This window comes from Streptomyces bullii (assembly GCF_042657145.1).
Taxonomy (GTDB): domain Bacteria; phylum Actinomycetota; class Actinomycetes; order Streptomycetales; family Streptomycetaceae; genus Streptomyces; species Streptomyces bullii.
The window spans coordinates 145,793-170,543 of the sequence record NZ_JBHSNY010000001.1 but is presented as its reverse complement, the minus strand read 5'-3'; the positions used below and the strand labels follow the sequence as shown (position 1 = coordinate 170,543).

At 71.2% G+C, this 24,751-nt stretch carries 21 protein-coding genes; 13 read left to right on the top strand and 8 right to left on the bottom strand.

Features of this window, described 5'->3' with window-relative positions:
* Positions 1–165: 165 nt before the first annotated feature.
* Positions 166–1,161, bottom strand: coding sequence for a cell envelope lipid trafficking protein PgfA (gene pgfA, locus ACFPZJ_RS00810; RefSeq protein ID WP_381015770.1), 996 nt, complete (start codon positions 1,159–1,161; stop codon positions 166–168).
* 208 nt (positions 1,162–1,369) lie between these two features.
* Here pgfA and ACFPZJ_RS00805 point away from each other — a divergent pair, with 208 nt between their 5' ends.
* Together ACFPZJ_RS00805 and ACFPZJ_RS00800 are read left to right on the top strand one after the other, a co-directional pair.
* Positions 1,370–1,522 (top strand): hypothetical protein, encoded by a 153-nt coding sequence (locus ACFPZJ_RS00805; RefSeq protein ID WP_381015768.1) that lies wholly within the window; start codon positions 1,370–1,372, stop codon positions 1,520–1,522.
* A gap of 3 nt (positions 1,523–1,525) precedes the next feature.
* Positions 1,526–2,779, top strand: a complete 1,254-nt coding sequence (locus ACFPZJ_RS00800; protein WP_381015765.1) for a PucR family transcriptional regulator — start codon at positions 1,526–1,528, stop codon at positions 2,777–2,779.
* 42 nt (positions 2,780–2,821) lie between these two features.
* Here ACFPZJ_RS00800 and ACFPZJ_RS00795 read toward each other — a convergent pair whose 3' ends face one another.
* The gene (locus ACFPZJ_RS00795; RefSeq protein ID WP_381017258.1) at positions 2,822–4,834 is read right to left on the bottom strand and encodes a TerD family protein; all 2,013 of its coding nucleotides are present in this window, start codon (positions 4,832–4,834) and stop codon (positions 2,822–2,824) included.
* 225 nt (positions 4,835–5,059) lie between these two features.
* On the opposite strand from ACFPZJ_RS00795, the gene ACFPZJ_RS00790 reads away from it, so the two are divergent.
* Positions 5,060–5,833, top strand: a complete 774-nt coding sequence (locus ACFPZJ_RS00790; RefSeq protein WP_381015762.1) for an IclR family transcriptional regulator — start codon at positions 5,060–5,062, stop codon at positions 5,831–5,833.
* Positions 5,830–6,684 (top strand): SMP-30/gluconolactonase/LRE family protein, encoded by an 855-nt coding sequence (locus tag ACFPZJ_RS00785; protein ID WP_381015759.1) that lies wholly within the window; start codon positions 5,830–5,832, stop codon positions 6,682–6,684. Before ACFPZJ_RS00790 ends, ACFPZJ_RS00785 begins: the two co-directional genes overlap by 4 nt.
* Positions 6,685–7,075: 391 nt before the next feature.
* Here the strand turns inward: ACFPZJ_RS00785 and ACFPZJ_RS00780 are convergent, their stop codons facing one another.
* Genes ACFPZJ_RS00780 through ACFPZJ_RS00770 form a run of 3 tightly spaced genes read right to left on the bottom strand, consistent with a single transcriptional unit; the run spans position 7,076 to position 10,442 of the window.
* Entirely contained in the window at positions 7,076–8,584 is a 1,509-nt protein-coding gene (locus ACFPZJ_RS00780; protein WP_381015756.1) for an NAD(P)/FAD-dependent oxidoreductase, read from the bottom strand.
* Positions 8,581–9,819, bottom strand: coding sequence for an MAB_1171c family putative transporter (locus ACFPZJ_RS00775; protein WP_381015755.1), 1,239 nt, complete (start codon positions 9,817–9,819; stop codon positions 8,581–8,583). The genes ACFPZJ_RS00780 and ACFPZJ_RS00775 overlap by 4 nt, the downstream gene beginning before the upstream one ends.
* Complete coding sequence (locus tag ACFPZJ_RS00770) at positions 9,816–10,442, bottom strand: toxin-antitoxin system, toxin component family protein (RefSeq protein WP_381015753.1); 627 nt, start codon at positions 10,440–10,442, stop codon at positions 9,816–9,818. Before ACFPZJ_RS00770 ends, ACFPZJ_RS00775 begins: the two co-directional genes overlap by 4 nt.
* A 241-nt stretch (positions 10,443–10,683) precedes the next feature.
* Between ACFPZJ_RS00770 and ACFPZJ_RS00765 the strand changes: the two genes are divergently transcribed.
* The 5 genes from ACFPZJ_RS00765 (at position 10,684) to arfA (ending at position 16,412) form a co-directional block, all read left to right on the top strand.
* On the top strand, positions 10,684–12,042 hold the full coding sequence (locus tag ACFPZJ_RS00765) for an extracellular solute-binding protein (protein ID WP_381015750.1): 1,359 nt from the start codon (positions 10,684–10,686) through the stop codon (positions 12,040–12,042).
* Complete coding sequence (locus ACFPZJ_RS00760) at positions 12,039–12,980, top strand: carbohydrate ABC transporter permease (RefSeq protein ID WP_381015747.1); 942 nt, start codon at positions 12,039–12,041, stop codon at positions 12,978–12,980. Before ACFPZJ_RS00765 ends, ACFPZJ_RS00760 begins: the two co-directional genes overlap by 4 nt.
* Positions 12,977–13,840, top strand: a complete 864-nt coding sequence (locus ACFPZJ_RS00755; protein ID WP_381015744.1) for a carbohydrate ABC transporter permease — start codon at positions 12,977–12,979, stop codon at positions 13,838–13,840. Before ACFPZJ_RS00760 ends, ACFPZJ_RS00755 begins: the two co-directional genes overlap by 4 nt.
* A gap of 20 nt (positions 13,841–13,860) precedes the next feature.
* Entirely contained in the window at positions 13,861–14,829 is a 969-nt protein-coding gene (locus ACFPZJ_RS00750; RefSeq protein ID WP_381015741.1) for an arabinan endo-1,5-alpha-L-arabinosidase, read from the top strand.
* 68 nt (positions 14,830–14,897) lie between these two features.
* The gene (gene arfA / locus ACFPZJ_RS00745; RefSeq protein WP_381015738.1) at positions 14,898–16,412 is read left to right on the top strand and encodes an arabinosylfuranosidase ArfA; all 1,515 of its coding nucleotides are present in this window, start codon (positions 14,898–14,900) and stop codon (positions 16,410–16,412) included.
* Between the two features lie 79 nt (positions 16,413–16,491).
* On the opposite strand, the gene ACFPZJ_RS00740 is transcribed toward arfA, so the two are convergent.
* Positions 16,492–19,257 (bottom strand): glycoside hydrolase family 35 protein, encoded by a 2,766-nt coding sequence (locus tag ACFPZJ_RS00740; protein ID WP_381015736.1) that lies wholly within the window; start codon positions 19,255–19,257, stop codon positions 16,492–16,494.
* A gap of 133 nt (positions 19,258–19,390) precedes the next feature.
* Positions 19,391–19,522 carry a hypothetical protein gene (locus tag ACFPZJ_RS00735; protein WP_381015734.1) on the bottom strand — a complete coding sequence of 44 codons (132 nt, stop codon included), beginning with the start codon at positions 19,520–19,522 and terminating at the stop codon, positions 19,391–19,393.
* Positions 19,523–19,824: 302 nt separating this feature from the next.
* Here ACFPZJ_RS00735 and ACFPZJ_RS00730 point away from each other — a divergent pair, with 302 nt between their 5' ends.
* Positions 19,825–20,475 carry a DUF4360 domain-containing protein gene (locus tag ACFPZJ_RS00730; RefSeq protein WP_381015731.1) on the top strand — a complete coding sequence of 217 codons (651 nt, stop codon included), beginning with the start codon at positions 19,825–19,827 and terminating at the stop codon, positions 20,473–20,475.
* Positions 20,476–20,563: 88 nt separating this feature from the next.
* Here the strand turns inward: ACFPZJ_RS00730 and ACFPZJ_RS00725 are convergent, their stop codons facing one another.
* Positions 20,564–21,433, bottom strand: a complete 870-nt coding sequence (locus tag ACFPZJ_RS00725; protein ID WP_381015728.1) for a helix-turn-helix domain-containing protein — start codon at positions 21,431–21,433, stop codon at positions 20,564–20,566.
* A gap of 205 nt (positions 21,434–21,638) precedes the next feature.
* Between ACFPZJ_RS00725 and ACFPZJ_RS00720 the strand changes: the two genes are divergently transcribed.
* From ACFPZJ_RS00720 to ACFPZJ_RS00710, 3 genes are all read left to right on the top strand, one after another.
* Positions 21,639–21,854, top strand: coding sequence for a hypothetical protein (locus ACFPZJ_RS00720; protein ID WP_381015725.1), 216 nt, complete (start codon positions 21,639–21,641; stop codon positions 21,852–21,854).
* 460 nt (positions 21,855–22,314) lie between these two features.
* Positions 22,315–23,328, top strand: coding sequence for an arabinan endo-1,5-alpha-L-arabinosidase (locus ACFPZJ_RS00715; protein ID WP_381015722.1), 1,014 nt, complete (start codon positions 22,315–22,317; stop codon positions 23,326–23,328).
* A complete protein-coding gene (locus ACFPZJ_RS00710; RefSeq protein ID WP_381015719.1) occupies positions 23,310–24,746 on the top strand; it encodes a family 43 glycosylhydrolase in 1,437 nt (478 codons plus the stop codon). The genes ACFPZJ_RS00715 and ACFPZJ_RS00710 overlap by 19 nt, the downstream gene beginning before the upstream one ends.
* Positions 24,747–24,751: the final 5 nt, after the last annotated feature.

Below are 24,751 nucleotides of genomic sequence, written 5' to 3'. Positions count from 1 at the left end.
GGAGGCAGGAACGCGCAGTGGTCTTCTGTGGGGAGTCTGAGCTCTTCCTGAAGGTGGGGTGTGGACAGGTTGTGCTCGGGTGGGGTTGGACAGTTTTCGCCCGGACGTTCGCCACGGCTACTCACCGGCGTGACAATTTCCGGCTTTGTTAGAGCTGACGTCACATCACATCGTGAGGGTGGGCCGGTGCGTACCGGACGCGTCCGGCATATCGGTCGGGTCCTGCCGATGACGCCCGCGTGCCACCAGAACACCACCCGCCACCGCGAGCACGAATCCGGCCACGGCCGCGCCCACCGGCAACGTCTCGCCCACCAGGCGGAGTCGACCGCTGTCCCGCTTCGCCTGCCGCACCGCCTCCCGCTGCGTCTCGGCCGTGAAGGCGATCTTCCGGCTGTCCAGCAGCACCGCCGCGTCCTCCTTCGCGCCCGGCGCCCGCAGGGTCCGCCTCGGGCCGGTCTGCGCGTAGATCACCCGGCCGGTGCGCTGGTCGACGACCAGCTCGACGCCGTGGTTGGCGTACCACTCCTCGGCCAGCACCTGCGGGCGTCCCGGCTGGTCGACGATGCTGCCGGGCACCAGCCGGGTCCCGGTCCTCGTCGGCGGCACGGTCCCGGTGAAGCGGTAACCGGTGTAGCCCTGGATCTTCTTGGTGCCCCGGTAGTGCAGCGTGACGGTGGAGCCACGGGTGTTGTCCCACCACTGGTAGGAGCGTTTGCGCACGTCGAACGGGAACTTCAGGTACGCCTCGCCCTCGATGTACGGCTTCTCCTGGCAGCAGTGCACCGGCCTGGTGGTCTTCCGGTCCATGACCCAGCGGTGCGGCACGAAGTCCAGCGCGTCGTGCGGGTCGGCGGCCGGCAGCGACTTGTCGGTGTCGACCGTGGTCGTCACGTCCCAGACGGCGTTGCCGCTGCGTTCGCTGTCCTCGACGTCGCCCCGCACCCGCTGGGTCACGGTGATCTTCCGGTTCGGCACCGTCGCGATCCGGTCAGTGTCGAAGACGCTGCCCCGGCCGGTGTAGACGGCGGTGGTGTCGATGTCGATGGGGTTCACGGCGGCACGCGGCGTCACGTACCACACGAGCAGCGGGGCCAGCACCAGCAGAAAAGTGCCGAGACCCAGCAGGATCAGGGAGAAAGGAGAGGCTGTACGGCGCATCCGGGCACTCCAGGGAAGTGGGTCGGCTCGACGTACGGACGCGTCGACACCGTGGGGAAAGTGCGCATGCGGTATGGGCCGGGAACCGTAGGCGGCTCTTGACGGGGTGTCAATGTCCTGCCGACACTGGGCGCACGACAGGCAGGGGTGCACGGACGTACGACGCCCGGGTGGGGCACGACCTCCGGACCGAGAGGCTGACCCTGCGATGTCCAGACTGCTCGCCGCCGCGCTGACCGTCGCGCTGGCCGCCGCCCTCGCCGTGGGCGCGGCGCTCGGCGTCGTCGCGCTGCTCCAGGCCACACCCGACCAGCCCAACACGCCGTTGATCACGTACGAGCAAGCCGCACAAGGGAGTTGACCCGTGACGGCCACCCGCCCGGGAACCGTCACGGCGCGTTCGGCCTGGCACGACGTGCCGCGCTTCCAGGTGCGCCGGTTCACGGCGATCGCCATGGCCGAGGCGCCCGACCTCGCCGAGGAGATCCTGCGCGAGATCCAGCGCGAGTACCCCCATCTGCCCCTTGTCCTGGACGACTCCGGCGAGCCGATGGCGCTGGTCGGCATCCGCCGCGCCATCGAGGTCTTCGTGCAGCACCTGGAGCACTCCGACTTCTCCACGGGACGGCCGACCGTACCCCCCGGCGTGTTCCAGGAGTTCGGCAGGGGCGAGGGCCTGCACGGCCGTACGCTCGACTCCCTGCAGGCCATCTACCGCATGGGCGTACGGCTGGCCTGGCGCCGCCTCGCCGAGATCGGCCAGCGCGTGGAGATCCCGCCGCCCGCGATGTACGAGCTGGTCGACGCGGGCTACGAGTACCTGGACGGACTGGTCGACCAGTCCGTCCGCGGCTACGCCGAGGCCGCCGCCCGGCAGGCCGGTGAGCGGCTGCGGCTGCAGCGCCGCCTGATGGAGCTGCTGCTCGCCGAGCACCACCGGGGCGACCCGGCCGACGCGCTCGCCGAACGCGCCGCCCGGATCGGCTGGCCGCTGCCGGACAAGGTCGCGGTCGGCGTCCTGCTGCGCCCGGCGCGCGAGGCGGTGGCACCCGCGGTCGGTCAGGGCGTCCTGCTCGACATGGAGTACGAACAACCCCGCATGGTCGTCCCCGAGCCGGACGCCGCCGGCCGCCCGGAGCTCCTGCAGCGCGCCCTGGCCGGCTGGTCGGGCGCGCTCGGACCGCCCGTGCCGCTGCCCGACGCGGCCAAGTCGCTGCGCTGGGCCGAGGCCGCCGTACGCCTGATGGAACGCGGCCTGCTGCCCTCCGGGGAGGTCCTGTACTGCACCGAGCACACCGAGGCGCTCGTCCTGCTGCAGCCGGAGGAGCTGATCGACGACCTCGCGGTGAGGTGCCTGGCCCCCCTGTCCCACTGCGGCCCCACCCACGGCCGCCGGCTGGCGGAGACCCTGCTGGCGTGGCTGGAGACCCGGGGCGGAGCCCCCGAGATCGCGACCCGCCTCGGCGTCCACCCCCAGACCGTGCGCTACCGCCTGCGCCAGATCCGGGAACTGTGGGGCGAGGCGATCGACGACCCCGACCGCCGCTTCGAACTGGAGCTGGTGCTGCGGGCGCAGCGGTTGCGGGGGCAGCTGGGGGCGGTGCGGGGACTGCGATGAGCCGGGCCGGTGCATCCGGCGGGGCTCACCGCCGCCGCGCTGTCACACCGCGGCCCGTTCCTTGGCCGCCGCACGCCCGGATACCGGGGCGTCCAGGTGGACCACCACCGAGGTGTAGAAGCGGTGCACGGCGTCGTCGACGCTGCGGATGAAACCGGACTCCGCGCTGCCGCGGCCGCTGCCCATTCCCTTGAAGAGGGACAGGCGGAAGCCGGTGATGCGCGTGGCGTTGTCCTTCGGGAGCAGATCGGCCGGTTCCGGGCGCAGTCGCTCCAGCGTGCCCCGGGGTCCGCCCGTCTCACCCTCCACCAGCGTCTCGACGTGCAGGTCCGCAGGTGCCTCGGCGAGACGGCGGATCAGGCGCTTGGCCCAGGTCAGGGGGTAGCCCTGCTCCGGAGCCGGGATGTCCACGGAGGTCCGCAGCTTGGCGGTCCGCAGATCCGCGCTGATGGCCAGCAGCCCCGGCGCGCCCTCGACGCGCAGCTCCGCCTGGAGCCTGCCCTCCGCGCACAGCTGGTCCGCCAGGCGGGCGCGGCGGGCCCCCGGGTCGATGCCGCGCCTGGTGCGCCGGGCGGGCAGCACCTTCTGCCCGAGTTCGCCGCCGAGCCGCAGGCACACCTGGCGGATGAGCCGTTCCCAGCTCTCGACGACCTCCAGGGCCCGCGGGTCCCCCTGGCAGAGGGTCTCGTCATTGATGCCGTTGCGCACCGGCACCCAGGCCGAGCCCATGTTCTGAAAGCCGTGGCAACCGGAGTTGTCGTGCTGGAGGTAGTGCAGCAGATCCTGGAGGAGCCAGGTGCGTGCCGCGTTGCCGACTCCCTCGTGCCGGATCAGCATCTGCGCCTGATGGGCCACTTCGGCCCACGACAGATGCCAGAGCGCCACCTGGTGCTTGCGCCGCCGGTCGATCTTCACGTCGACCAGCGGGCTGCCCTCCAGTGCCACGTCGTTGGACAGGGTGATCACGGCCTCGTAGCCACGCCGGGCCGCGATGTCCATGTAGGCCTGGACTTGGTCGGACTTCAGCGGATTGCCGTTGGTCTTGGTCTCCACGAGTACCGTCCACAGCTTCCCGGCGCGCTCGACGCGGATGACCCCGTCGGGGCGCCGGGGCGTGTCTCCGTGCGGCAAGGAGACCTCGGTGAAGGTCTCCATACGGCCGGAGGGCGCACCGAACGGGGCGGTGATGCGTCGGCCGAACCGGGGCACCTGGGCCATCACCGACAACAGCACCGAGGTGGCGCGCATCTCCCGGTCCCGGTCGCTCTTGAGCGTCGAGACCGGAAAGAGCCGGGCCTGCTTCCAGGAGTCGTTCTCCGCCAGGCTTCTCACGGGTGCCCTCGGCGGCGTGACCTTCTTCTTCGTGGTCCGCGGCCGGGCCGTCCCCTTCTTCGGGACGGCTTCCTCGTCGGCCGGCGGACGCGGTGCCGGGACGGCCTCCAGCGTCGCCCGCGGCGGGCCACCGGGCGCGGGGACGGCTTCGGGTTCCTCCGCGACCGACGTCGCGGACTCCGCCTCGTCGTCCTCGATGTCGACGCCGAAGTCCGTCGCCAGTCCCGCCAGTCCGCTCTCGTAGCCCTGCCCCACGGCGCGGAACTTCCACTCCTCGCCCCGCCGGTACAGCTCACCGAAGATGATCGCGCTCACCTGGCCGGGGTCCTCGACGACGAACCGGAGGAGGCTCTCGCCCACCGCGTCGGCCAGCGTCACCCGCACGTCGTCCAGCTCGCCGAAGCGCGCGCCCTCGTAGCGGCTCGCGGCCACGACGATCCGCTCCACCTCGGCCGGGATCGCCGTCAGGTCGAAGCTGATACGGTCCTCGCTGCCGTCGCCGGTGGGCTCCTTGCCGAGCAGATGCACGCTGCCGTCGGCGGCCACCGGGTTGTTGTAGAAGTAGAAGTCGGCGTCGCAGCGCACCTTGCCGTTCCCGTCCAGTAGCAGGACGGACACATCGGCGTCGCCCTCCCCGGTCGGGCTGGACCAGCCCAGGCTCACGATCACGGAGCCGACGTTCTCGCTCAGGGCCGACAGGGACACATTCGCGCCCATGGTCATGTCACGCACAGAAATTCCCCCCACCTCTGCGACACCTGTGACGTGTCGCACATCGGCACTTTAAAGTGCACGCAACGTGCTCGTGGGGTGCTTGTCGGTTTCCGCTTGCTCCGGGTCCGCCCATTGCCCGGGCATACCTCTATGGTTAGCCTGTGTTCGTCATGCCGATCGCCTGTTGAAATCTCGAACGCGGGCGCTGAGAACACATTAGGGAGGGGGCCGGTCGTGGGACGCCTCGTACCAGCCGTGACCCGGGCTCTCGACATTCTCGAGCTCTTCCTCGACGGGGACGGCACGCTCTCCGCCCCCGACATCGTGCGCAAGCTGCAGTTGCCGCGCACCACCGTGCACGAGCTGGTCACCACGCTCGCCGCCCGGAAGTACATCGTGCCCGTGTCCGGCCAGCCCGGACGCTACCGGCTCGGCGTACGGCCGTACCAGCTCGGCGCCCGCTACGCCGAGCACCTCGACCTGGCCGCCGAGGGCCAGCAGGTGGCCCGGTCCGTCGCCGAGACCTGCGACGAGACGGTGCACGTGGCGATCCTCGAGGACAGGGACGTCATCTACATCGCCAAGGTCGACTCCACGCACGCGGTGCGCATGGTGTCGGCGGCCGGGCGCAGGCTGCCCGCGCACTGCACCTCCGTCGGCAAGATGCTGCTGGCCTCCCTTTCCGAGCAGGAGCTCGCCGCCCGCCTCCCCGACGACGCCGAGCTGGCCGCGATGACCCCCAACAGCATCACCGACCCGGCCGCCCTGCGCGAGACCCTGGCCGAGATCCGGCAGCGGGGCATCGCCGTGGAGCGGCGCGAGTCCAACCCGGACGTCAGCTGTGTGGCCGCGCCGGTCCGGGACCGCACCGGCCAGGTCGTCGCCGCGCTGTCCATCTCCGTGCCGATGATCCGCTGGAGCGAGGAGCGTCGCGCCGAGCTGGAGGAGCTCGCCGCCAAGGGCGCCGCCGAGCTGTCCGAGCGCCTCGGTCACCGGAGCGTGGCATGACGGCCAAGGGCGCCTGCGAGGTCGCCGTCCGTGCCGAGGCCGACCTCGGCGAGGGCCCCACCTGGGACGCGAAGACGGGCCGGCTGCTGTGGATCGACATCCTCGGCGCCCGCATCCACACGTACGACCCGGTCACCGGCCGCCGGACGGTCCGCAGGACGGACCAGCACGTGGGGGCCGTCAAACCGCGTTCGAACGGCGGGCTGGTGCTGAACCTGCGCGACGGGATCGGCCTGCTCGATCCCGACGGCACCTTCCGCTGGCTGCACCGGGAGCCCGTGCCCGGCCGCCGTGCCAACGACGCCGCCGTCGCCCCCGACGGCGCGCTGTGGGCCGGCACCATGCGCTACGACGAGGCACCGGGCGGCGGCACGCTCTCCCGTGTCACCGGTGACGGCACGGTCGAGGCCGTCCTCGACGACGTGGCCGTCAGCAACGGCACAGGCTGGAGCCCCGACGGGCGGCTGATGTACTACATCGACTCCCCGACCCGCCGTGTCGACGTCTTCGACCACCAGGACGGCCGGGTGTCCGGGCGGCGTCCCTTCGCCGAGATCGAGGAGGGCGCGGGCTTCCCCGACGGCCTGACGGTCGACGCCGAGGGCTGTGTCTGGGTCGCCCTCTGGCAGGGCGCGGCGGTACGCCGCTACACGCCGGACGGGACGCTGGACCGGGTGATCGAGCTGCCCGTGCCGCTGGTGACCGCGTGCGCGTTCGGCGGGGCCGACCTGACCGACCTGTACGTCACGACGGCACGCACCGGGCTGACGGCCCCGCCCGCGCTGGCCGGCTCCCTGTTCGTGGTGCCGGGGGCGGGCAAGGGACTGGCCCAGCCGGAGTTCGCCGGCTGACCCGCGACAGCCCCCGCGGGCCCCGCCGGTCCGATCCGGCCAGGGGCCCGGCTCCGTCTCGTGCGGTCACGGGCGCCTGCTGGCTCCGCCGGCTGCGTTGCGGGTTCGGGGTGTTGTGGGCTCCGCTGGTCCGTTCCGGGTTCGGGCTCTTGTGGGTCCGCTGGTTACGTTCCCGCTCTGGGGTGTTGTGGGCTTCGCGGCAGGTCCGGGTTCGTACTCCGCCGGCCGGTTGCGGGTTCGGGGCGTTGTGGGCTCCGCCGGTTGCGTTGCGGGTTCGGGGCGTTGTGGGCTCCGCCGGTCCCGTCCCGCTCCGGGGTCCCATCGGCTCCCCGTCCCGCCCCGCTTGGGGGTTCTGTCGGTTCGCGCTCCTGTCGGCCCCCGCCCCGTCCGGCTACGGCAGTCCCGCAGCCTTGCGCTCCAGCGCGGTCAGCGGCGGGCCGCCGAGCGGCGGCTTGTGCGGTCCGACCGCGGCGGCCAGCAGGACGCTCGGCGTCAGCAGCACCTCCGCGCCCCGTTCCAGCGACGTCACATCGGTCACGCGGCGGGCGATGCGGCCGTTGCCCGTGGCCGTGTACATCAGCCGGCCGACGTACGCGGACACCAGCCGGTCCCGCAGCGTGGGGCCCCGCTCCGTCGCGCCCGGGTAGAACACGTCCTGGCCGACGGCCAGTTCCCAGGCAGCGTCGATCGGCCGGGCCACCGCCTTCTGCAGACGCCGTGCCAGCCCCGGCGTTCCCCAGCCGTGCCGACCGATCACGTCCCGCAGCAGCACGGCACTCTGCGCGGCGGCCGCCATGCCGTGCCCGTACACCGGGTTGAACGCGGCGAGCGCGTCACCGATGACGACGAAGTTCTCGGGCCACACCGGCATCCGCTCATAGAAGTACCGGCGGTTGACGGTGGTGCGGGTGAAGGACACCCCGGACAGCGGCTCGGCTCGTTCGATCAACTCGCCGATCACCGGGTGCCGCAGCTCCTGACGGGCGAAGCGGAGGAACTCCTCCTCGTCGGTGGGGGGTTGGCCGCCGCGCGTGCCGCACAGGGTGACGATCCACCGGCCGTCCTCGATGGGCAGCAGGAAGCCCGCCCGGCCCGGCCCCGCATCGCGCGGGTCGGACTGCACGTTGACCACCGGGAAGCCGTCCCGGGCCTGCTCGGGAGCGAGGTAGAGCCGGCTGGCGTAGGCCAGACCAGAGTCGACCTCGCGCCGCTCCGGCTCGGGAAGCCCGAACTCCGCCAGCCACCGGGGGGCCGCGGAGCCGCGGCCCGAGGCATCGACGACCAGCTCGGCGGCGACCGTCCGCTCGGGCCCGCCGTGCGGACGGATCCGCACGCCGGTGATCCTTACGCCGGTGTTCCTCGCGCTCGTGCCCGCCCCACCGACGCCCACCGCACCCGCTCCGCCGACGCCCACCGCACCCGTGTCCGCCGTGCCCGCGCCCGCGTCCGCCCTGCCCGTGCCGACCAGTCCGACCGCCTCCGTCCGTTCCACGACCTCGATCCGGTCGTCGGACAGCACCCGTGCCCGGATCGTCGCGTCCAGCAGGTCGCGGCCGGACAGGACCACGTGGTGGGACTCGGCCCAGCGCCGGAACCAGCCCCGCGGCCCCAGGACGACCATGTCCGTCGTGACCGGCAGCCGGTGCGCCCCGGCGTCCCTCAGCGACCCGGTGATCCCGGGCAGCAGGTTCTCCACGGCCCGCATCCCGCCCGACCAGAGCATGTGGGCGTGCCGCGCCTGCGGCAGTCCCTTGCGCGGCTCAGGGCCGGCGGGCAGCGCGTCGCGCTCCACCACGATCACCCGGTCGGCGAAGCGGACCAGGGCGCGTGCCGCGAGCATGCCCGTGTGGGACCCCCCGAGGACGACAGCGGTTCTGACGGGGGAGGGGCGTTCACTCATGCGCGGGCAACTCTCTCTGCCGGGGCGGCCGCACGGGCGCGGACCGCCTCGATCTCGTCGCGGTGACGGAGGGCTCGGGACACGGCCTGGATCTCCTGGAGCAGGTAGGTGGTGTCGGGGCCGGACGGGGAGGTGGCGCCGTCGGTCTCGGGCGACCGCTCCCTGGCGGCGACGGCGTCCAGGATCGTAACGGCCGCGGCGAGCGCCTTGGCCCGGTCGGGTGCGGACCCGAGGGCGCGGGCGGCGTCGTACGACCGGTCGCGCAGGTCCTCGTCCAGGTACCGGGAGAGCTGCAGCAGGGTGTCGCGGATGAACGTCTCGCGGCGGATCAGGCGCATCTCCCAGGTGGCGCGGGGCGTGAAGGGGGTGCCGCCGCCGTTGACGGAGCGCATCAGCACATAGAGCGGGCGCAGCCGCCGGTGGCCGAGCCGGGCGTGCCACCGCTCGTGCAGGTACTGGCCGCTGTGCGGCAGGATGAAGCCGACCGCTACGAGGGTGGCCGACACGCAGGCCGCCGACGGGGCCACGTTGGTGCTCAGCCAGTCCAGGTCGTGGCCGGTCAGCCGGGCGGTGACGGCGGTGAGTTTGGCGGCGTCGAAGAGCAGGTTCGTGGCGTAGCCGACGCCGAGCAGCCGCAGTCCCCAGCGCAGCCAGGCGTCCAGTCCGTCGGTGCGGACCCAGTTCCAGATCAGCCGGGCCGTGATCGAGCAGGCCACGGTGTGCGCGAGCAGGTAGAGCAGGATCTCCTCGCGCATGAAGGGCGTCGTGGCGTAGTACGTGTCCAGGTCCCGGCGGCGTTCCACGGGCACGTCCGCGAGCGCGAAGAGCACCCACAGGGCGACCACCACGCCGGTGTAGGCGAAGACGACCCACCGGGCCGCCCGGCGCGTCGAGGCCGAGCGGTCGGACAGCCCGTTGCGCCAGGCGACGATCAGCAGCAGCCAGGACGCGCACAGCGCGGTGATCAGGGAGTACACCAGCGGCGCGGAGATGTTCGGCACCCCGGTGACACGGTTGGTCCAGCCGATCACGGACGGGGACGCGAAGACGAACACCCCGCACGCGAACAGCAGCAGACCGCCGACGGCGCGCAGCAGCGGGTCCCGCCACAGCTTGACCAGGTTGGGCAGCTTGATGACCAGGGCGAGGGTCAGCGCGACGATCGGCAGCCAGAACGAGACGGACACGTCGCCGAGGACGTCGGCGGGGTCCAGCGCCAGTCGTGCGGGAGTCACCGGGCTCCGCCTCCTCCTCCGGGTCCGCGGTCGCCCCGTCCTCGGTATCCCATGGACCTTTGCACCGGCCCGGGCGGCGGCCCGGCACCGGCACCGGACAGCAGGGGACGGAAGGCCGCCGCCAGGCGGTGGCCGAAGTCGTCGGCCTCGGCCTCGTCCCGTTCACGGGAGCCGTTGCGGGCGGCCACGGCCAGGGCGGTGTCCCGCCAGCCCGGCTCGCCCGCCAGGGCCTCGGCGGCCGCCGTGCCGGCCAGGTGATGGTGGCCGTGCCCGGCGTGCAGATGCCACAACTCATGACCCAGGATGACCAGTTGCTGCATCGCCTCGGCCCGCTCCTCGACGATGACGAGGTCGAAGTCCTGGAACTCCACCCACAGCCCGGTGACCTCGATCTCGTCCGGGAAGCGTTCGAAGCGCAGCTCGACGGGTCGTCCGCCGCGGCGCACGCTCATCTCCTCGCACAGCGCCCGGCACACCTCCCGCACACCGGAGGGCGGCCGGGGCCGGGCGCGCAGCGCGTCGGTCAGCTCGGCGACCAGTGCGCGCTTGGCGGAGTCGTCGCGTGAGCGCCGCAGGGCCGAGGCGAGGCGTGCCGCCGTCCTCCGCGCGCCCGCGAGATCCATCGAACCCCCTTCGCCCCGCCCTGTGGCGGCCTGTTCGAGAGTACGCGTCCGGAACTGCCCGCGTCATGCGATCGCATGACAGTTCGTTCAACCACCAACGACCGAGATTCCTCAAACTTCTGCCCGACCCATTGACGTTGCAGCGCTGCAATCGTACGGTCCGTTCGACTTGACGAGCGATATTCGAGATATCGAACGTGACCCAGTCGAACCACTGAGCTCCGAACAGATAGGGCAGGGCATGGGACGACCTGACCTGAACCGCAGGCAACTCCTGGCCGCGGCGGGCGGCCTCACGGTCGCGGGCAGCTTCGGCTTCGCGGCCCTCGGCACGGGCGCCGACGCCCTGGCCTCCTCGGCACACACGCGCGTGCGCTACTGGAACCTCTTCAGCGGCGGCGACGGCTCCAACATGATCGCGATGCTGAACGCCTTCCGTAAGGCCAACCCGGACATCGCGGTGAAGGACTCCACCCTCCAGTGGGGCAGCCCCTTCTACACCAAGCTCGCCATGGCGGCCGCGGGCAACCGCGCGCCCGACCTCGGCGTCATGCACCTGGGCCGCGTCACCGGCTTCTCACCCGGCCGGTTCCTGGACCCCTGGGACGTCGGCCTGCTCGCCAAGTACGGCGTGCGGGAGAAGGACTTCAACCCCGCGCTGTGGAAGCGCGCCGTCATCGACGGCAAGCTCTACGCCCTCCCCCTCGACATCCACGTCCAGCTCTGCTTCTACCGCAAGGACGTGCTGAAGAAGGCGGCACTGCTCGGCGACGACGGCCGGATCGTGCCCGTGACCTCGACGAACGAGTGGTTCGACGTCCTGAAGGAGGCCAAGAAGGCCACCAAGAAGGGGCTGCAGACCATCGGCCTGTGGGTCAACGACCAGAACTTCCAGTGGTGGTTCTTCGTCGCCTTCTACACCCAGCTCGGCGGGACCTGGTTCGACGCGGCCAACACCGAGGTCACCTTCGACACCGACAAGGCCACCCAGGTCCTGGAGTTCCTGCGCCGGCACATCACCGACGGGTACGCCAACCCGAGCTTCGCAGGCGCCGCGGGCGCCGAACAGTTCCTCAACGGCGCGCCCTTCGTCTGGGAGGGCAACTGGTCGGTGCCGGTCTTCTCCGGAGCGAAGCTCGACTACGGCGCGACCCCGCTGCCGCCCGTCTTCGGCAAGCCGGCCACCCACGCCGAGTCGCACGCCTTCGTCCTGCCGCACCAGTCCGACCGCGGCGGCCCCGCCAACGAGGCCGCCCACCAGCTCGCCGCCTACGTCGTCCAGCACGCCCGGCAGTGGGCGGCCGGCGGCCACATCCCCGCGTACACGCCCACCCTGTCCACGGCCGCGTACAAGAAGCTCGACCCGCAGAACGAGTACGTCTCCGCCATGGACCACCAGGCCACCGAGCCGAAGGTGTGGTTCGCCGGCTCCACCGGCATCCTCGCCCAGCGCGTCGGTCCGATCGTCGTCGCCTCGACGATGGGCTCCACCAGGCCGGAGGCCGCCGCTCGCCGCATGAAGGGCGCGCTCACCCAGCTGCTCGCCATGAAGAACCCCATGGACGGCAGGACCGCAGCACAAGGAGGTACGGCCGCATGATGGCGACCAGTGCCCAGACCATCGCCGCGCCCACGCGCGTCACGACCGCCGCCGGCAGCGCCACCCTCCGCCGCCAGCAGGGCTTCCAACACGGCGGCTGGTTCGTCGCCCCGTTCCTCCTCCTGTTCGCGCTCTTCGTGATCTGGCCCCTGCTGCGCGGCCTCTACCTCAGCTTCACGGACGCCAACATCTCCGGCGAAGGCGCGAACTTCGTCGGCCTCGACAACTACCGCGAGGCCCTGAAGGACCCGCTGATGTGGGACTCCCTCGGCCACAGCGCATACTTCACGCTGCTGGTCGTGCCCTGCATCACGGTCCTCGCCTTCCTCCTCGCGATGCTCGCCCACCACATCGAGCGCGGCAAGTGGCTGTGGCGGCTGTGCTTCTTCGCCCCGTTCCTGCTGCCGTCCACCGTCGCGGGCAACCTGTGGCAGTGGCTGTTCAACCCCGGCACGGGCATGATCAACCACGTCCTCGGCGTCGAGACGCCGTGGCTGACCGACAAGTCGTACGCGATGCTCGCCATCGTCATCGCCACCCTGTGGTGGACGGTCGGCTTCAGCTTCCTGCTCTACCTCGCCGCGCTCCAGGGCATCCCCGGCCACCTCTACGAGGCCGCCAAGCTCGACGGCGCCAACGCCTGGCACCGCATGGTGCACATCACCCTGCCGATGCTGCGCAACATCACCGGGCTCGTCATCGCCCTGCAGATCCTCGCCTCGCTCCAGGTCTTCGACCAGGCCGTCGTGATGATGGACTTCACCCCCGGCCCCGAGTCGTCGACCCGCACCTTCGTGCAGTACACCCTCGAAGAGGGCTTCACCAGCTACCGCGTGGGCTACGCCTCCGCGATCTCCGTCATCTTCTTCGTGATCATCGCGGCCGTCGCCCTCGCCCGGATGTGGCTGCTGCGCAACCGTGAGGAGGGCGCCCGATGACCACCGCCGCAGAAATCCGCGTCAAGCCCCGCAGGCCGGCCTGGACCCCCAGCCAGATCGTCCTCACCCTCGTGGGCACGGCCGTCTCCGTGGTCTTCCTGGCCCCGTTCGCCTGGGGCCTGTTCACCTCGCTCAAGTCGGAGAGCGAGGCCGTCCAGGTGCCACCGCACTGGCTGCCGAAGGACTGGACGGGCCAGGCCTGGAAGGCCCTGTTCGAGACCGGCAACATCACCAACTGGTTCGTGAACTCCCTGGTCGTCTCCGTCTGCGTGACGTCCGTGGTGCTGCTCGTCAGCGCACTCGCCGGATACGGCTTCGCCCGCACGGAGTTCCGCGGCAAGAGCGTCCTGCTGGGCCTGGTCATGGCCGGCCTGATGATCTCGCCCGCCGTGCTCGGCGTGCCCCTGTTCACCACCGTCCAGCAGATGGGCATGGTCGACACCTACTGGGGCATGATCCTGCCGCAGTGCGCGCCCGCCGCGATGGTCTACATCCTCTACAAGTTCTTCCAGGGCGTCCCGCGCGAACTGGAGGAGGCCGCCTTCATCGACGGCGCCGGACGCTGGCGGGTCTTCTTCACCATCGTCCTGCCGCTCTCCCGCCCCTCCCTCGCCGCGGTCGGCATCTTCACCTTCATCGCCTCGTGGAACAACTTCCTGTGGCCCTACATGGTGACCAACAACCCCGACCTGATGACCATGCCGAACGGCATCGCGACCGTCATGAACTCCTACGGCATCCAGTGGGCCCAGCTCATGGCCGGCGGCCTCATGGCGGGCCTGCCGCTGATCATCGTCTTCGTCTTCTTCCAGCGCCAGATCGTGGCGGGTGTCGCGCACACCGGCCTCGCGGGCCAGTGACTCCCCAGAAGGAGCTACGCGTGAAGCGCATCAGACTCGCGGCGACCCTCGCCGCCGCCGTCCTCGCCCTGCTGCCGACCACCGCCCAGGCGGACGTCACCTACCCCGACCCGCGGCCCATCACCGGCCAGCAGATCATCCACGACCCGACCGTCAGCCACCTGAAGAACGGCCAGTACGTCGCGTACTCGACCGGCGGCGTCATCGGCGCCCGCCTGTCCAAGGACGGCAGACAGTGGGACGACGCCGGCAACGCCTTCGCCGAGCCGCCGAGCTGGTGGTACGAGTACAACGACACCGGCGACCCCTGGGCCCCCGACCTCTCCTACCGCGACGGCACGTACTGGCTGTACTACTCCGTCTCGTCCTGGGGCAGCAACCACTCCGCGATCGGCGTGGCCACCTCCCGCTCCGGCCTGCCCGGCACCTGGACCGACCACGGCAAGGTCTTCAGCTCCGAGAAGACCGACACCTGGAACGCCATCGACCCGGGCGTCATCCGCGCCGACGGCAAACTGTGGATGGCCTTCGGCTCGTACTGGACCGGCATCCGCATGGTCGAGCTCGACCCCGAGACCGGCAAGGCGGTCCCCGGCGCCACCGTGCACCACCTGGCGACCCGCCCCGACGCCCCGTACGCCGTCGAGGGCCCCTACGTCGTCCGACACGGCCGCTACTACTACCTCTTCGCCAGCTACGACACCTGCTGCTCGGGCGTGAACTCGACCTACCGGATCAGGGTCGGCAGGTCCACGTCGGTGACCGGCCCGTACGTCGACAGCACCGGCAAGCCCCTGCTGGAGGGCGGCGGCGACCTGCTCCTCGCCGGCCACGGCCGCTACATCGGCCCGGGCGGCCAGTCGGTCTTCCGCGACAAGGGCCGCGACTGGCTCGCCTACCACTACTACGACGCCGAGGACAACGGCACCCCCAAGCTGGGGCTCAACGAGCTCAGCTGGACGAAGGACGGCTGGCCAACCGTCCGCTAGGGGCGCGAGAAACCACCGGCACCCCGCAACTGCCAGCGGAACACGAACCACCACCCCGAAAGGCGACCATGCACACCGCCCGCTTCACCCTCGACCCCGCCTTCACGGTCGGCGAGGTCAACCCCCGACTCTTCGGCTCCTTCGTCGAACACCTCGGCCGCTGCGTCTACACCGGCATCTTCGAACCCGGCCACCGCACAGCGGACGCGTCCGGCATCCGCCAGGACGTCCTGGACCTGGTCCGCGAACTCGGCGTCACCGCCATCCGCTACCCCGGCGGCAACTTCGTCTCCGGCTACAAGTGGGAGGACTCCGTGGGCCCGGCGGAGGAACGCCCCCGCCGCCTCGACCTCGCCTGGCACTCCACGGAGACCAACCGCTTCGGCCTCTCCGAGTACATCGCCTTCCTGCGGAAGATCGGCCCGCACGCCGAGCCCATGATGGCCGTCAACCTCGGCACGCGCGGCGTGGCGGAGGCCCTGGAGCTCCAGGAGTACGCCAACCACCCCTCCGGGACCGCGCTTTCGGACCTGCGTGCCGAGCACGGCGACAAGGACCCCTTCGGCATCCGCCTGTGGTGCCTCGGCAACGAGATGGACGGCCCCTGGCAGACCGGCCACAAGACGGCCGAGGAGTACGGCCGGGTCGCCGCCGAGACGGCCCGCGCCATGCGCCAGCAGGACCCGAACGTCGAGCTGGTCGCGTGCGGCTCCTCCGGTCAGGGCATGCCCACCTTCGCCGAGTGGGAGGCGACCGTCCTGAAGGAGACGTACGACCTGGTCGACTACATCTCCCTGCACGCCTACTACGAGCCCGTCGACGGCGACGTCGACTCCTTCCTCGCCTCCGCCGTCGACATGGAGTCCTTCATCGAGAACGTGGTCGCCACCTGCGACCACGTCGGAGCCCGCCTGAAGTCCAAGAAGAAGATCAACCTCTCCTTCGACGAGTGGAACGTCTGGTACCTCTCCCGCTGGGAGGAGCAGGCCAGGACCTTCGAGCAGGACGACTGGCCCGAGGCCCCGCGCCTGCTGGAGGACAACTACAGCGTCACCGACGCGGTCGTCTTCGGCTCGCTGCTCATCGCGCTGCTGCGGCACGCCGACCGCGTCACGGTCGCCTGCCTCGCCCAGCTCGTCAACGTCATCGCGCCGATCATGACCGAGCCGGGCGGCCCGGCCTGGCGGCAGACGACGTTCTTCCCCTTCGCACAGGCCTCGACGTACGGACGCGGGCAGGTCCTCGACGTGCGCGTGGACTCGCCGACGTACGAGACGAAGAAGTACGGCGAGGCCGACCTGCTGCACGCCACCGCCGTACGCGCCGAGGACGGCTCGGTCACCGTCTTCGCCGTCAACCGAAGCCGCACCGAACCGCTGCCCCTCGAAGTCGCCCTCAACGGCCTTGAGCTGAAGCGGGTCGTCGAGCACAGCGCGCTCGCGGACGCCGACCCCGACGCCCGCAACACGCTCCACGAGCCCGAGCGGGTCACCCCGCACGCGGTCGAGGGCACCGCGCTCCAGGACGGCACGCTGAGCGCCGTCCTGGAACCGTTGTCCTGGAACGTGATCCGGCTGGCCTGACACCGGCCCCGGGCGGGTCGGCGCTCGATGCGCGGCTGGGCGGTCGAGGACGGCGGGGAGGACGTCGTGCCGACCGCCCTCACACCGGTTCCACCGGCACCCCGCCGGCCGCCGACCCCAGCAGCGTCAGCCGCACGTCCGACGGGCCCGACGGTGTGGTCCCGTCGGACAGCACCGCCAGGGCCAGGGTATTCTCCCCGCGGGTGCGCAGGATGCCGTTCGGCAGGACGAAGGTGTGCTGCGGGCCCACGTCGTTGACGTACTGGCCCAGGTTCCAGCCGTTGAGGAAAATCTGCACGCGGTAGGCACGGTCGGGGTCGTCGTGCAGGACGAGACCGACCGAGGCGTCCACGTCGCGGGCGACGTTCAGCCGGAAGCCCGTCCGGTACCAGGTCACGCCCTGCCGCCGGTCGCCGCGCGGCAGTTCGGCGGCCTCCCAGTCGCCGTCGTCGTACCCCGGCAGATGCCAGCCCTCCCGTTCCCCGTACAGCCCGCCGTTGTTCAGCGGCCCGCGCACCGGGTCGGGCGCCGTCTGCCCCTGGAGCCGCCAAGCGACGTCCGGGGCAGCCCCCTTGAAGCGGGCCGAGGTCAGCCCGCGCGCCGCCTTGGGGTCGGCCCCGTCCCGCTGCATGCGCCGGACCAGGACGGACAGCACGTGCCGGCGAGGCGCACGCGGCTCGTCGCCGCGCTCCTCGCGCGACGTCTCACGCCACTCCTCACGCAGCTTCTCCGGCACGGCGAAGGTGGCCGTCGCCGTCCACGTGCCCTTCCCGGCGCCGTCGCCGTCCGGCACCGGCATACGGTGCGTGCCCAGCGGCCGTCCGTCCAGCCAGGCCATCAGCAGCCCCAGCGTGCCGGTGCTGTAGGCGAGGGACACCGACTCCAGGTCCTCCGCGTCCGTGAACTCACCCCGGTACCACACGTCGCCGTAGTGGAAGCCGTAGTCGTCGGCGAACAGCACGGGCTGCCCGTCGGGCACGGGCGTGGTGCTGTGCGAGGAGTCCTTGTCGGCGGCCGTCCAGCCGGAGTCGTCGAAGCCGGGCCCGGACTCCGGGTTCTCCGTCCGGCGGCGCCAGCCGTCGAGCGCGGGCAGCGTCATCGGGGCCACGCCGGGCAGCATCCGCTCGGCCAGCAGGCTCCCCGAGGCGCTGATCCTGGTCGGCACCGGCCGCCCGTTCCAGGTGACGCCGGTAGCGCCGCGCGGCCCCCACACCTCCAGGCCGGTCTCACCGATCGTGTCACCGGTGAGGTGCACCGTGGAGCCGCGCACCGTGACGTCGCGCAGCAGGGCCGGGCCGTAGACGAGCAGCGAACCGGACGGCGTCTCGTACGGCCACAGCCGCAGCGCGGTCGCGTCGTCGGCGAACAGCAGCAGCATCGGCGTCTCGTCGTCGCCGCCCTCCACCAGGACCCGGTTCAGTCCGCCGGGGCCCAGCGGGGCCGTCACGGTCAGCTTTCCGTCGGCGTACGACCACGCGGGCTCCGGGTCCAGCCGGGTGGTGACCGGCTGCACCTCGCAGTCCAGCACCACCTGCGCCATCTCGCCGCCCCGGCCCGCGAACACGGCGACGTCCTGCCGCCCGGCCTTCAGCGACAGCATGGGCGGCACGGTGGAGTAGGCCAGCTTCCGCCGCCCCAGCTCCAGCTCGGTGACGAGCAGCTTGGCGTCCCGCGCCTGGACGGTGACCGGCACGTCGACCCCCGCGTCGGGCAGCGTGGCGGAGACCGCCTCGGCGGAGTCGTTGCGCAGGACGTGGACATGGGCGCCGGTGTCGGGGTTGATCAGACGGCCCACCGTGATCCGCCGGTCCGCGGCGCGCACCTGCGCCGCCCGCTCCAGCCTGGCGAAGTCGGGCACGCTCCGCAGCAGATGACCCAGCTCGTGCAGGGCGGCGAGCTTGGGCGTGCGGTTCCGCGCCTCGTCCAGGGCCGCGCCGTAGTCGTACGACGTGTAGACGCCCGGCGCGGGCAGCCAGCCCCACGAGGTGCCGCCGAAGGCCATGCGGACGTTGTGCAGGGCCAACCCGCCGGCGAGTTCCGCGAGGCGGGTGCGCCGCTCGTACGCCGCGTCCCGTGACCGGCGCACCTGCGCGTAGCCCGGCCCGCCCCAGGGGTCGGGCCGTCCGTCGTCCGCGCGCATCCGGTCACTGTCGAGGAGGGGCACGTCTATGCCGTCGGCGCGCACCGTCCGGCGCAGCCGGTCCCGGGCGTCGTCCGCGTCCTCCAGCTGGTACAGCAGGACGGTGCCCCCGCCCCGGGTGAACAGGTGCCGGGCGGCGATGGCGTCGACGGCGGACAGCCACTCGGCCGCGTGCCGCAGGTAGGCCGGGTCGGCCGTACGGGGCCTGCTCGCCGTGGCCGTCAGCCAGCCGGGGAGGCCCCCGCCGTCGACGTCGCCGCCGAGGTAAGGGCCCGGGCGCAGGACGACGTACAGGCCGGTCTCGGCGGCCATGCGCAGGAACAGGTCCAGGTCGCGCACACCGCTGAAGTCGTAGGTGCCCGGCGCCGGGGAGTGGTGGTTCCAGGCGACGCTGGCGCTGACCGCGTTGAAGCCGTGGGCGCGCATCTTCTGCAGAACGTCCCGCCACAGGGACGGGCTCGGCAGCCGGAAGGGATGCATCTCGCCGGACCACAGCACGAGACGCCGGCCGTCCACCAGGATCGAGTACCGGTCGAAGCCGACCTCGTGCCGCTCGCCGTCCGCGCGCGGCGGCGGGGGCGGCGGGCCGGTGGGCACGGTCCGGGACGTGTGAGCGGAGGTCGGCGCCCCGCCGCTGCCGGTCAGCGCGAGACCGAGCGCCGCCGTGCCGGCGAGTGCGGTGAAGGTACGCCTGCTGAGCTCCAAGGGAGCGCCTCCTGTTACTGCCTGCCGTAAGGGGTGCCGGTGGGCCATTGTGTACGGCGCCCCCCGCCGGGGTCATATGAGGTGCCGGGTGAGGGGCGGGCAGGCCGGGGCGGTGCCGCGACACCGGCACCGGCTAGACGACGATGCCGTCGGCCACGCGGTGGGCGACGTACAGGCCGTACAGGGCGAGAAGGACACCGAGGAGCCAGGTCCAGGCGGGCAGCGCGCGCCTCCGGTGTCCGTGCCACAGGCGTCGCAGGCGCACGACGGTGAGAACGGCACCGAGCGCGGCGACGGCGGCGAACGCCCAGAAAGCAGGGCACGCCTCCGCGCGGCACGACTCCGAGGGGTGACGGCATGCCGCCCTCCCAGTCCACGCTCGCCGCCCCGTGTGAATGGCTGGAGTTGTACCTGGCCGCCCCGTACCCGGCTGCGTACGATGCGACCGCCCCCGGCCTTCACAGCTCCTTCATCGATCTCTCACAGGCGGGGGGTGTCGTGGGTCACTATTTGGCATGCCCATGACCAGCTCACCACTCCACCCCCCACTGATCGGATGGGAGAACCATGGCCGGTGGCCTGCTCCTGAGCGGCGCGATCGCCGCGCTCCTCGGCACCGCACTGCCCGCACAACCCCCGTCCCCCGGGTTCGTCGACCCGCCTCCGGACAAGATCGTCATCAAGGTCGCCACGGTGAACGGCTCGGGCTGTCCGCAGGGCACGACGGCGGTCGCCGTCTCCGAGGACAACACCGCCTTCACGGTGACCTACAGCGACTACCTCGCCCAGGCGGGCGGCGGCTCCGACCCCACGGCGTTCCGCAAAAACTGCCAGCTCAACCTGATCGTGCACGTCCCGCAGGGCTTCACCTACGCCATCGCCAGCGCGGACTACCGCGGCTTCGCCGCGCTCCAGCCGGGCGCGACCGGCACACAGAGAGCCTCGTACTACTTCCAGGGCTCACCCAGCACGGCGTCCCGCAGTCACCCCTTCAACGGCCCCTACAACGACAACTGGCAGGCCACCGACACCACGGACTGGGCCCAACTGGTCTGGGCGCCCTGCGGAGTCCAGCGCAATTTCAACATCAACACGGAGCTGCGGGTCAACGCCGGAACCCAGGCGCCCGACAAGGTCAGCTTCATGACGATGGACTCGACCGACGGGGACATCAGCACGGTGTACCACCTGGCGTGGAAGGAGTGCCCGGAGTCCTGACGGAGTGAAGGGTGCGGCCCGCACCGGCGTTCACCCGCGGGCGGGCCGCGTCCCAGCGGCGCGCCGGCCCGTGCCCGAGCCCGCGCCCTCACGCCGGGTGCCGCGCCAGATACACGTCCAGGGGCTCCAGCGCGCCCCACGCCTGGTCGAAACTGGCCGCGAAGTACCGCAGGAACACACCGCCCTCCACGCTGAAGCCCTTGAGTTGCTGGCGGCCGACGCCGGAGAAGGAGAGATAGCTGACGGCGTCGTCGATGAGGCCCATGTTGTACCAGCCGAACGAGGCGGCCCAGGGCATGACGCGTGCCTCGTAGGCGTAGATGTCGGCGATCTCGGCCTGGTGTTCTCGCAGCCACGCCAGATTGGCCGCCTTCGGTACACCGCCCACCTCCGGCACGCCGATGACGCGCCGGACGCTGGCGGACTTCGCCGAGTGGTTCCTGGCCCACTCCAGCACGGTCCTGTAGTAGGTCTCGGCTTCCGCGGCGCCCCACTGGCCGGGCGGGTGCAGGCGTACGTAGGTGAGGCGGATCTCGGAGCGGGCCCGGAGGATGCCGTCGGCCGCGGCGCGGTAGAAGGCGGGCGGATCCGGATAGCGCACCATCGTCAGGTGCGCGGTGTCCCCGTCCGGTCCGATAGGCGGCCCGGCTGCGGGAAAGGGCGACAGCACCCCCGCACCCTGGCCTTCGCGCCGCAGGACGTCCAGTTCCGTCCTGGCCGTGCGCCACATCTCCCGCCAGTGCTCCCAGTCGCCGCCCAGCGCGGCGACCAGGCGGTGGGTGACCGTCTCGCTGGGCAGCCGTCGCCCGTTGAGTGCCTCGGACACGGTGGCCTGGCTGCACTGGGCCCGCGCCGCGATCGTCCTGATCTGCGGCTCGCCGGCGGAGATGCGCAGTTGGCGCAGCTGAGCGGCGAACCGCCGCACGGGTGGCGCGGCGGCATGCGACGAGGTGTCCACGGTCCCCCCGGGTGACCAGCGCGGGCACGGCGAGCGTCATCATGGCACCGTCACCGGCGCCGCCGCGGACTTTCGGTGAACTTCAGTGAATCACACGTTTTTGGGACGAAGTTCGGCGTAGCGGGACTTTCCTGGACGCCCGGTCCGGTGGCTGGTCGAATGAACGGCATTGTGACCCCGCACGGAATGGAAGAGGCGAGCATCCATGCCGTTTTCCCTCAGGAGTGTGCTGCACCGTCATTACGCTGCGTTCCTGGCCGTTCTGGTGACCGGCGTCGTTCTGATCACCGCGGGCCAGGAAGTCTCCGAGTCGACCGCGCTCTACGTCGAGTGCCTGCTGGGTGTGGCCGGTCTCCTGACAAGTTACGTCCTCACGCCACCCACCCCGCCCGCCGACCACGGGCCGGCCGGGCCGCAGTAGCCGTATTGGCCGTCCGCTTGGCGAGCGGCCCGAGGTTCCCCCGGCGAGGTGGTCGAGGAAGTCGGCCCAGGCGGGGGAAGAGAGGGTGAGGCGGGGGCCGTGCTTGTCCTTTGGAGTCGCGGACCTGGACGTCCAGGCGGCCCGCCGCCCTCTGGAGGACGCCCGTCATGCCCAGGGCACTCCGTCCGTCGGCGCCCGCCGACCAGCGGTCCCCGCACCCCCTCGACGAAACACCACCGCGGCCTTCTCCTCGTCGACGCCCTCGCCGACCGCTGGGAGGTGCTCGACCGTGAGCCGCCCGGCAAGACCGTCCGTGCCGACGTGCCTGGCTGGCTCTCCCTGGCGGAGTCGTGCGCGAACCATTGACGCGCAAGTGGTTCGATTCTACGGTCCGTTCGAACTTGCGATCTCCGTTCGATATTCCGTACGGCGAGCCACCCCCACCGCAAGGAGAACCCGCATGAGCCGCACCCCTCGCACTCCCCGCTCTCCCCACACCCGTCGAACACTCCGCACCCGAACCGCCCTCCTCGCCCTCCCCGCCGCCGCCCTCCTCGCCCTCGTCCCCTCCACCGCCTCGGCGTACCCCAACCCCGGCCGCGTCACCGGAGACGTCGTCACCCACGACCCGACGATGATCCGGACCTCCTCCGGCCAGTACCTGCTCTACGCCACGGGCGGCGGCATCGCCAACAAGACCTCCAGCGACCGCACCGCCTTCAGAAACGGCAGCGACGCCTTCTCCAGCAGGCCCAGTTGGTGGCGGAACTACTCCTCCGTCCCGGAGGCCTGGGCACCCGACATCTCGTACCACGGCGGCAGGTACCTGATGTACTACTCCGTCTCCAAGTTCGGGTCGAACACGTCCGCCATCGGGCTCGCGACGTCCAGTACCGGCCAGCCCGGCTCCTGGACCGACCAGGGCACCGTCTACACCTCCAGCTCCTCCAGCGACTACAACGCCATCGACCCGAACCTCTTCGTCGACGACGACGGCAAGTGGTGGCTGTCCTTCGGGAGTTGGTGGACCGGGATCAAGATGATCCAGATCAATCCGTCGACCGGGAAGCAGCTGTCCACCAACACCACCCGGTACTCGCTCGCCTCCCGGCCCACCGGGACCAAGGCCGTCGAGGCGCCCTTCATCGTCAAGCGCAACGGTTACTACTACCTGTTCGCCTCGTACGACACCTGCTGCAACGGCACCAACTCCACCTACAAGGTGAAGGTCGGCCGCGCCACCAGCATCACCGGGCCGTACCGCGACAAGAACGGCGTCTCGATGATGAACAACGGCGGCACCCCCGTGCTGGAGTCGCACGGCAGCGTCATCGGCCCGGGCGGCCAGTCGATCATGAAGGACGTCGACGGCGACCTGATCGTCTACCACTACTACGACGGCAACGACAACGGCACGCCCAAGCTGGGCATCAACCTCTTGAACTGGAGCAGCGGATGGCCCGTCGCCTACTGACCCTGCTGGCGGCGCTGCTGCTGGCCCTCACCCTCGGGCAGCCCTCCGCGAGCGCCGCCTCCTTCACCAACCCCGTCAAGGCCCAGAAGGGCGCCGACCCCTGGATCTCGTACCACGAGGGCAACTACTACCTGGTGACGACGAGTTGGACCGACGTCATCACCGTCCGCAAGTCCGCCACCCTCGCCGGGCTCTCCACCGCGCCCAGCGTCCAGGTGTGGAAGGGCGACGCGGCCTCGCGGTGCTGCAACATCTGGGCGCCCGAGCTGCACTTCCTCAACGGGCGCTGGTACCTGTACTACGTCGCCGGGCAGAACGTGTCCGACTACAACCCGACGCAGCGCAGCCACGTGCTGGAGAGCGCCGGCTCCGACCCGATGGGGCCGTACACCTACAAGGGGCAGCTCAGCAGTGTCTGGATGCTGGACCCGAGCGTGCTGAACGTGGGCGGCCGGCTGTACATGCTGGGCAGCGCGATCACCAACGGGACGCAGAACCTCGTCATCGCGCCGATGTCCAACCCGTACACCGTCAGCGGGTCCTACTCGACGATCTCGACACCGACGTACGCCTGGGAGCGGCAGGGCGGCACCGTCAACGAGGGGGCGGAAATCCTCCAGCGCGACGGGCGGACCTTCCTCATCTACTCCGCCAGCGGCTGCTGGACGCCGGACTACAAGCTCGGCCAGCTGGAGCTCACCGGCTCCAATCCGCTCTCCGCCTCCTCCTGGACGAAGAAGTCCACGCCGGTCTTCCAGCGCAACGACGCCAACGGCGTCTACGGGCCGGGGCACAACGGCTTCTTCACCTCACCGGACGGCCGGGAGAACTGGATCGTCTACCACGCCAACGACAGCGCGAGCGAGGGCTGCGACAACGGGCGTACGACCCGGGCGCAGAAGTTCACCTGGAACTCCGACGGCACGCCGAACTTCGGCACGCCGGTGCGGCTCGGCGCCTCGCTGGCCGGCCCGTCCGGGGAGCCGTCCGCCGTCTCCACCACCTACACCCTCACCAACCGCAACAGCGGCAAGTGCCTGGAGGTCGCCGCGAGTTCGTCGGCCGACGGCGCCAACGTCATGCAGTACGCCTGCAACGGCGGCGCCAACCAGCGCTGGCGGCTGGAGGACCTCGGCGACGACACCCACCGGCTCGTCAACGTCGCCAGCGGCAAGGTGCTCGACACCGAGAACTGCTCCAGCGCCGACGGGGCGGACCTGCGGCAGTGGTCGTGGCTGAACAACGACTGCCAGCGGTTCCGGTTCGTGGCCACCGACGGCGGCTACGTCCGGATCGTCAACAAGGCCACCGGCAAGGTCGCCGACGTCGCGGACTGCTCCACCGCGGACGGCGCCGACGTACGGCAGTGGTCGTGGCTGAACAACGCCTGCCAGCAGTGGAGGCTCAACCCCGCGTAGTCCGC

Bases quoted from the DNA above. Each gene is read 5' to 3' on its own strand.
- ACFPZJ_RS00780 (WP_381015756.1), bottom strand. From the start codon at position 8,584: ATGAGTGAACGCCCCTCCCCCGTCAGAACCGCTGTCGTCCTCGGGGGG.
- ACFPZJ_RS00715 (WP_381015722.1), top strand. From the start codon at position 22,315: ATGAGCCGCACCCCTCGCACTCCCCGCTCTCCCCACACCCGTCGAACA.
- ACFPZJ_RS00770 (WP_381015753.1), bottom strand. From the start codon at position 10,442: ATGGATCTCGCGGGCGCGCGGAGGACGGCGGCACGCCTCGCCTCGGCC.
- ACFPZJ_RS00785 (WP_381015759.1), top strand. From the start codon at position 5,830: ATGACGGCCAAGGGCGCCTGCGAGGTCGCCGTCCGTGCCGAGGCCGAC.
- ACFPZJ_RS00720 (WP_381015725.1), top strand. From the start codon at position 21,639: ATGCCGTTTTCCCTCAGGAGTGTGCTGCACCGTCATTACGCTGCGTTC.
- ACFPZJ_RS00710 (WP_381015719.1), top strand. From the start codon at position 23,310: ATGGCCCGTCGCCTACTGACCCTGCTGGCGGCGCTGCTGCTGGCCCTC.
- ACFPZJ_RS00805 (WP_381015768.1), top strand. From the start codon at position 1,370: ATGTCCAGACTGCTCGCCGCCGCGCTGACCGTCGCGCTGGCCGCCGCC.
- ACFPZJ_RS00730 (WP_381015731.1), top strand. From the start codon at position 19,825: ATGGCCGGTGGCCTGCTCCTGAGCGGCGCGATCGCCGCGCTCCTCGGC.
- pgfA (WP_381015770.1), bottom strand. From the start codon at position 1,161: ATGCGCCGTACAGCCTCTCCTTTCTCCCTGATCCTGCTGGGTCTCGGC.
- ACFPZJ_RS00760 (WP_381015747.1), top strand. From the start codon at position 12,039: ATGATGGCGACCAGTGCCCAGACCATCGCCGCGCCCACGCGCGTCACG.
- ACFPZJ_RS00795 (WP_381017258.1), bottom strand. From the start codon at position 4,834: ATGACCATGGGCGCGAATGTGTCCCTGTCGGCCCTGAGCGAGAACGTC.
- ACFPZJ_RS00765 (WP_381015750.1), top strand. From the start codon at position 10,684: ATGGGACGACCTGACCTGAACCGCAGGCAACTCCTGGCCGCGGCGGGC.
- ACFPZJ_RS00755 (WP_381015744.1), top strand. From the start codon at position 12,977: ATGACCACCGCCGCAGAAATCCGCGTCAAGCCCCGCAGGCCGGCCTGG.
- arfA (WP_381015738.1), top strand. From the start codon at position 14,898: ATGCACACCGCCCGCTTCACCCTCGACCCCGCCTTCACGGTCGGCGAG.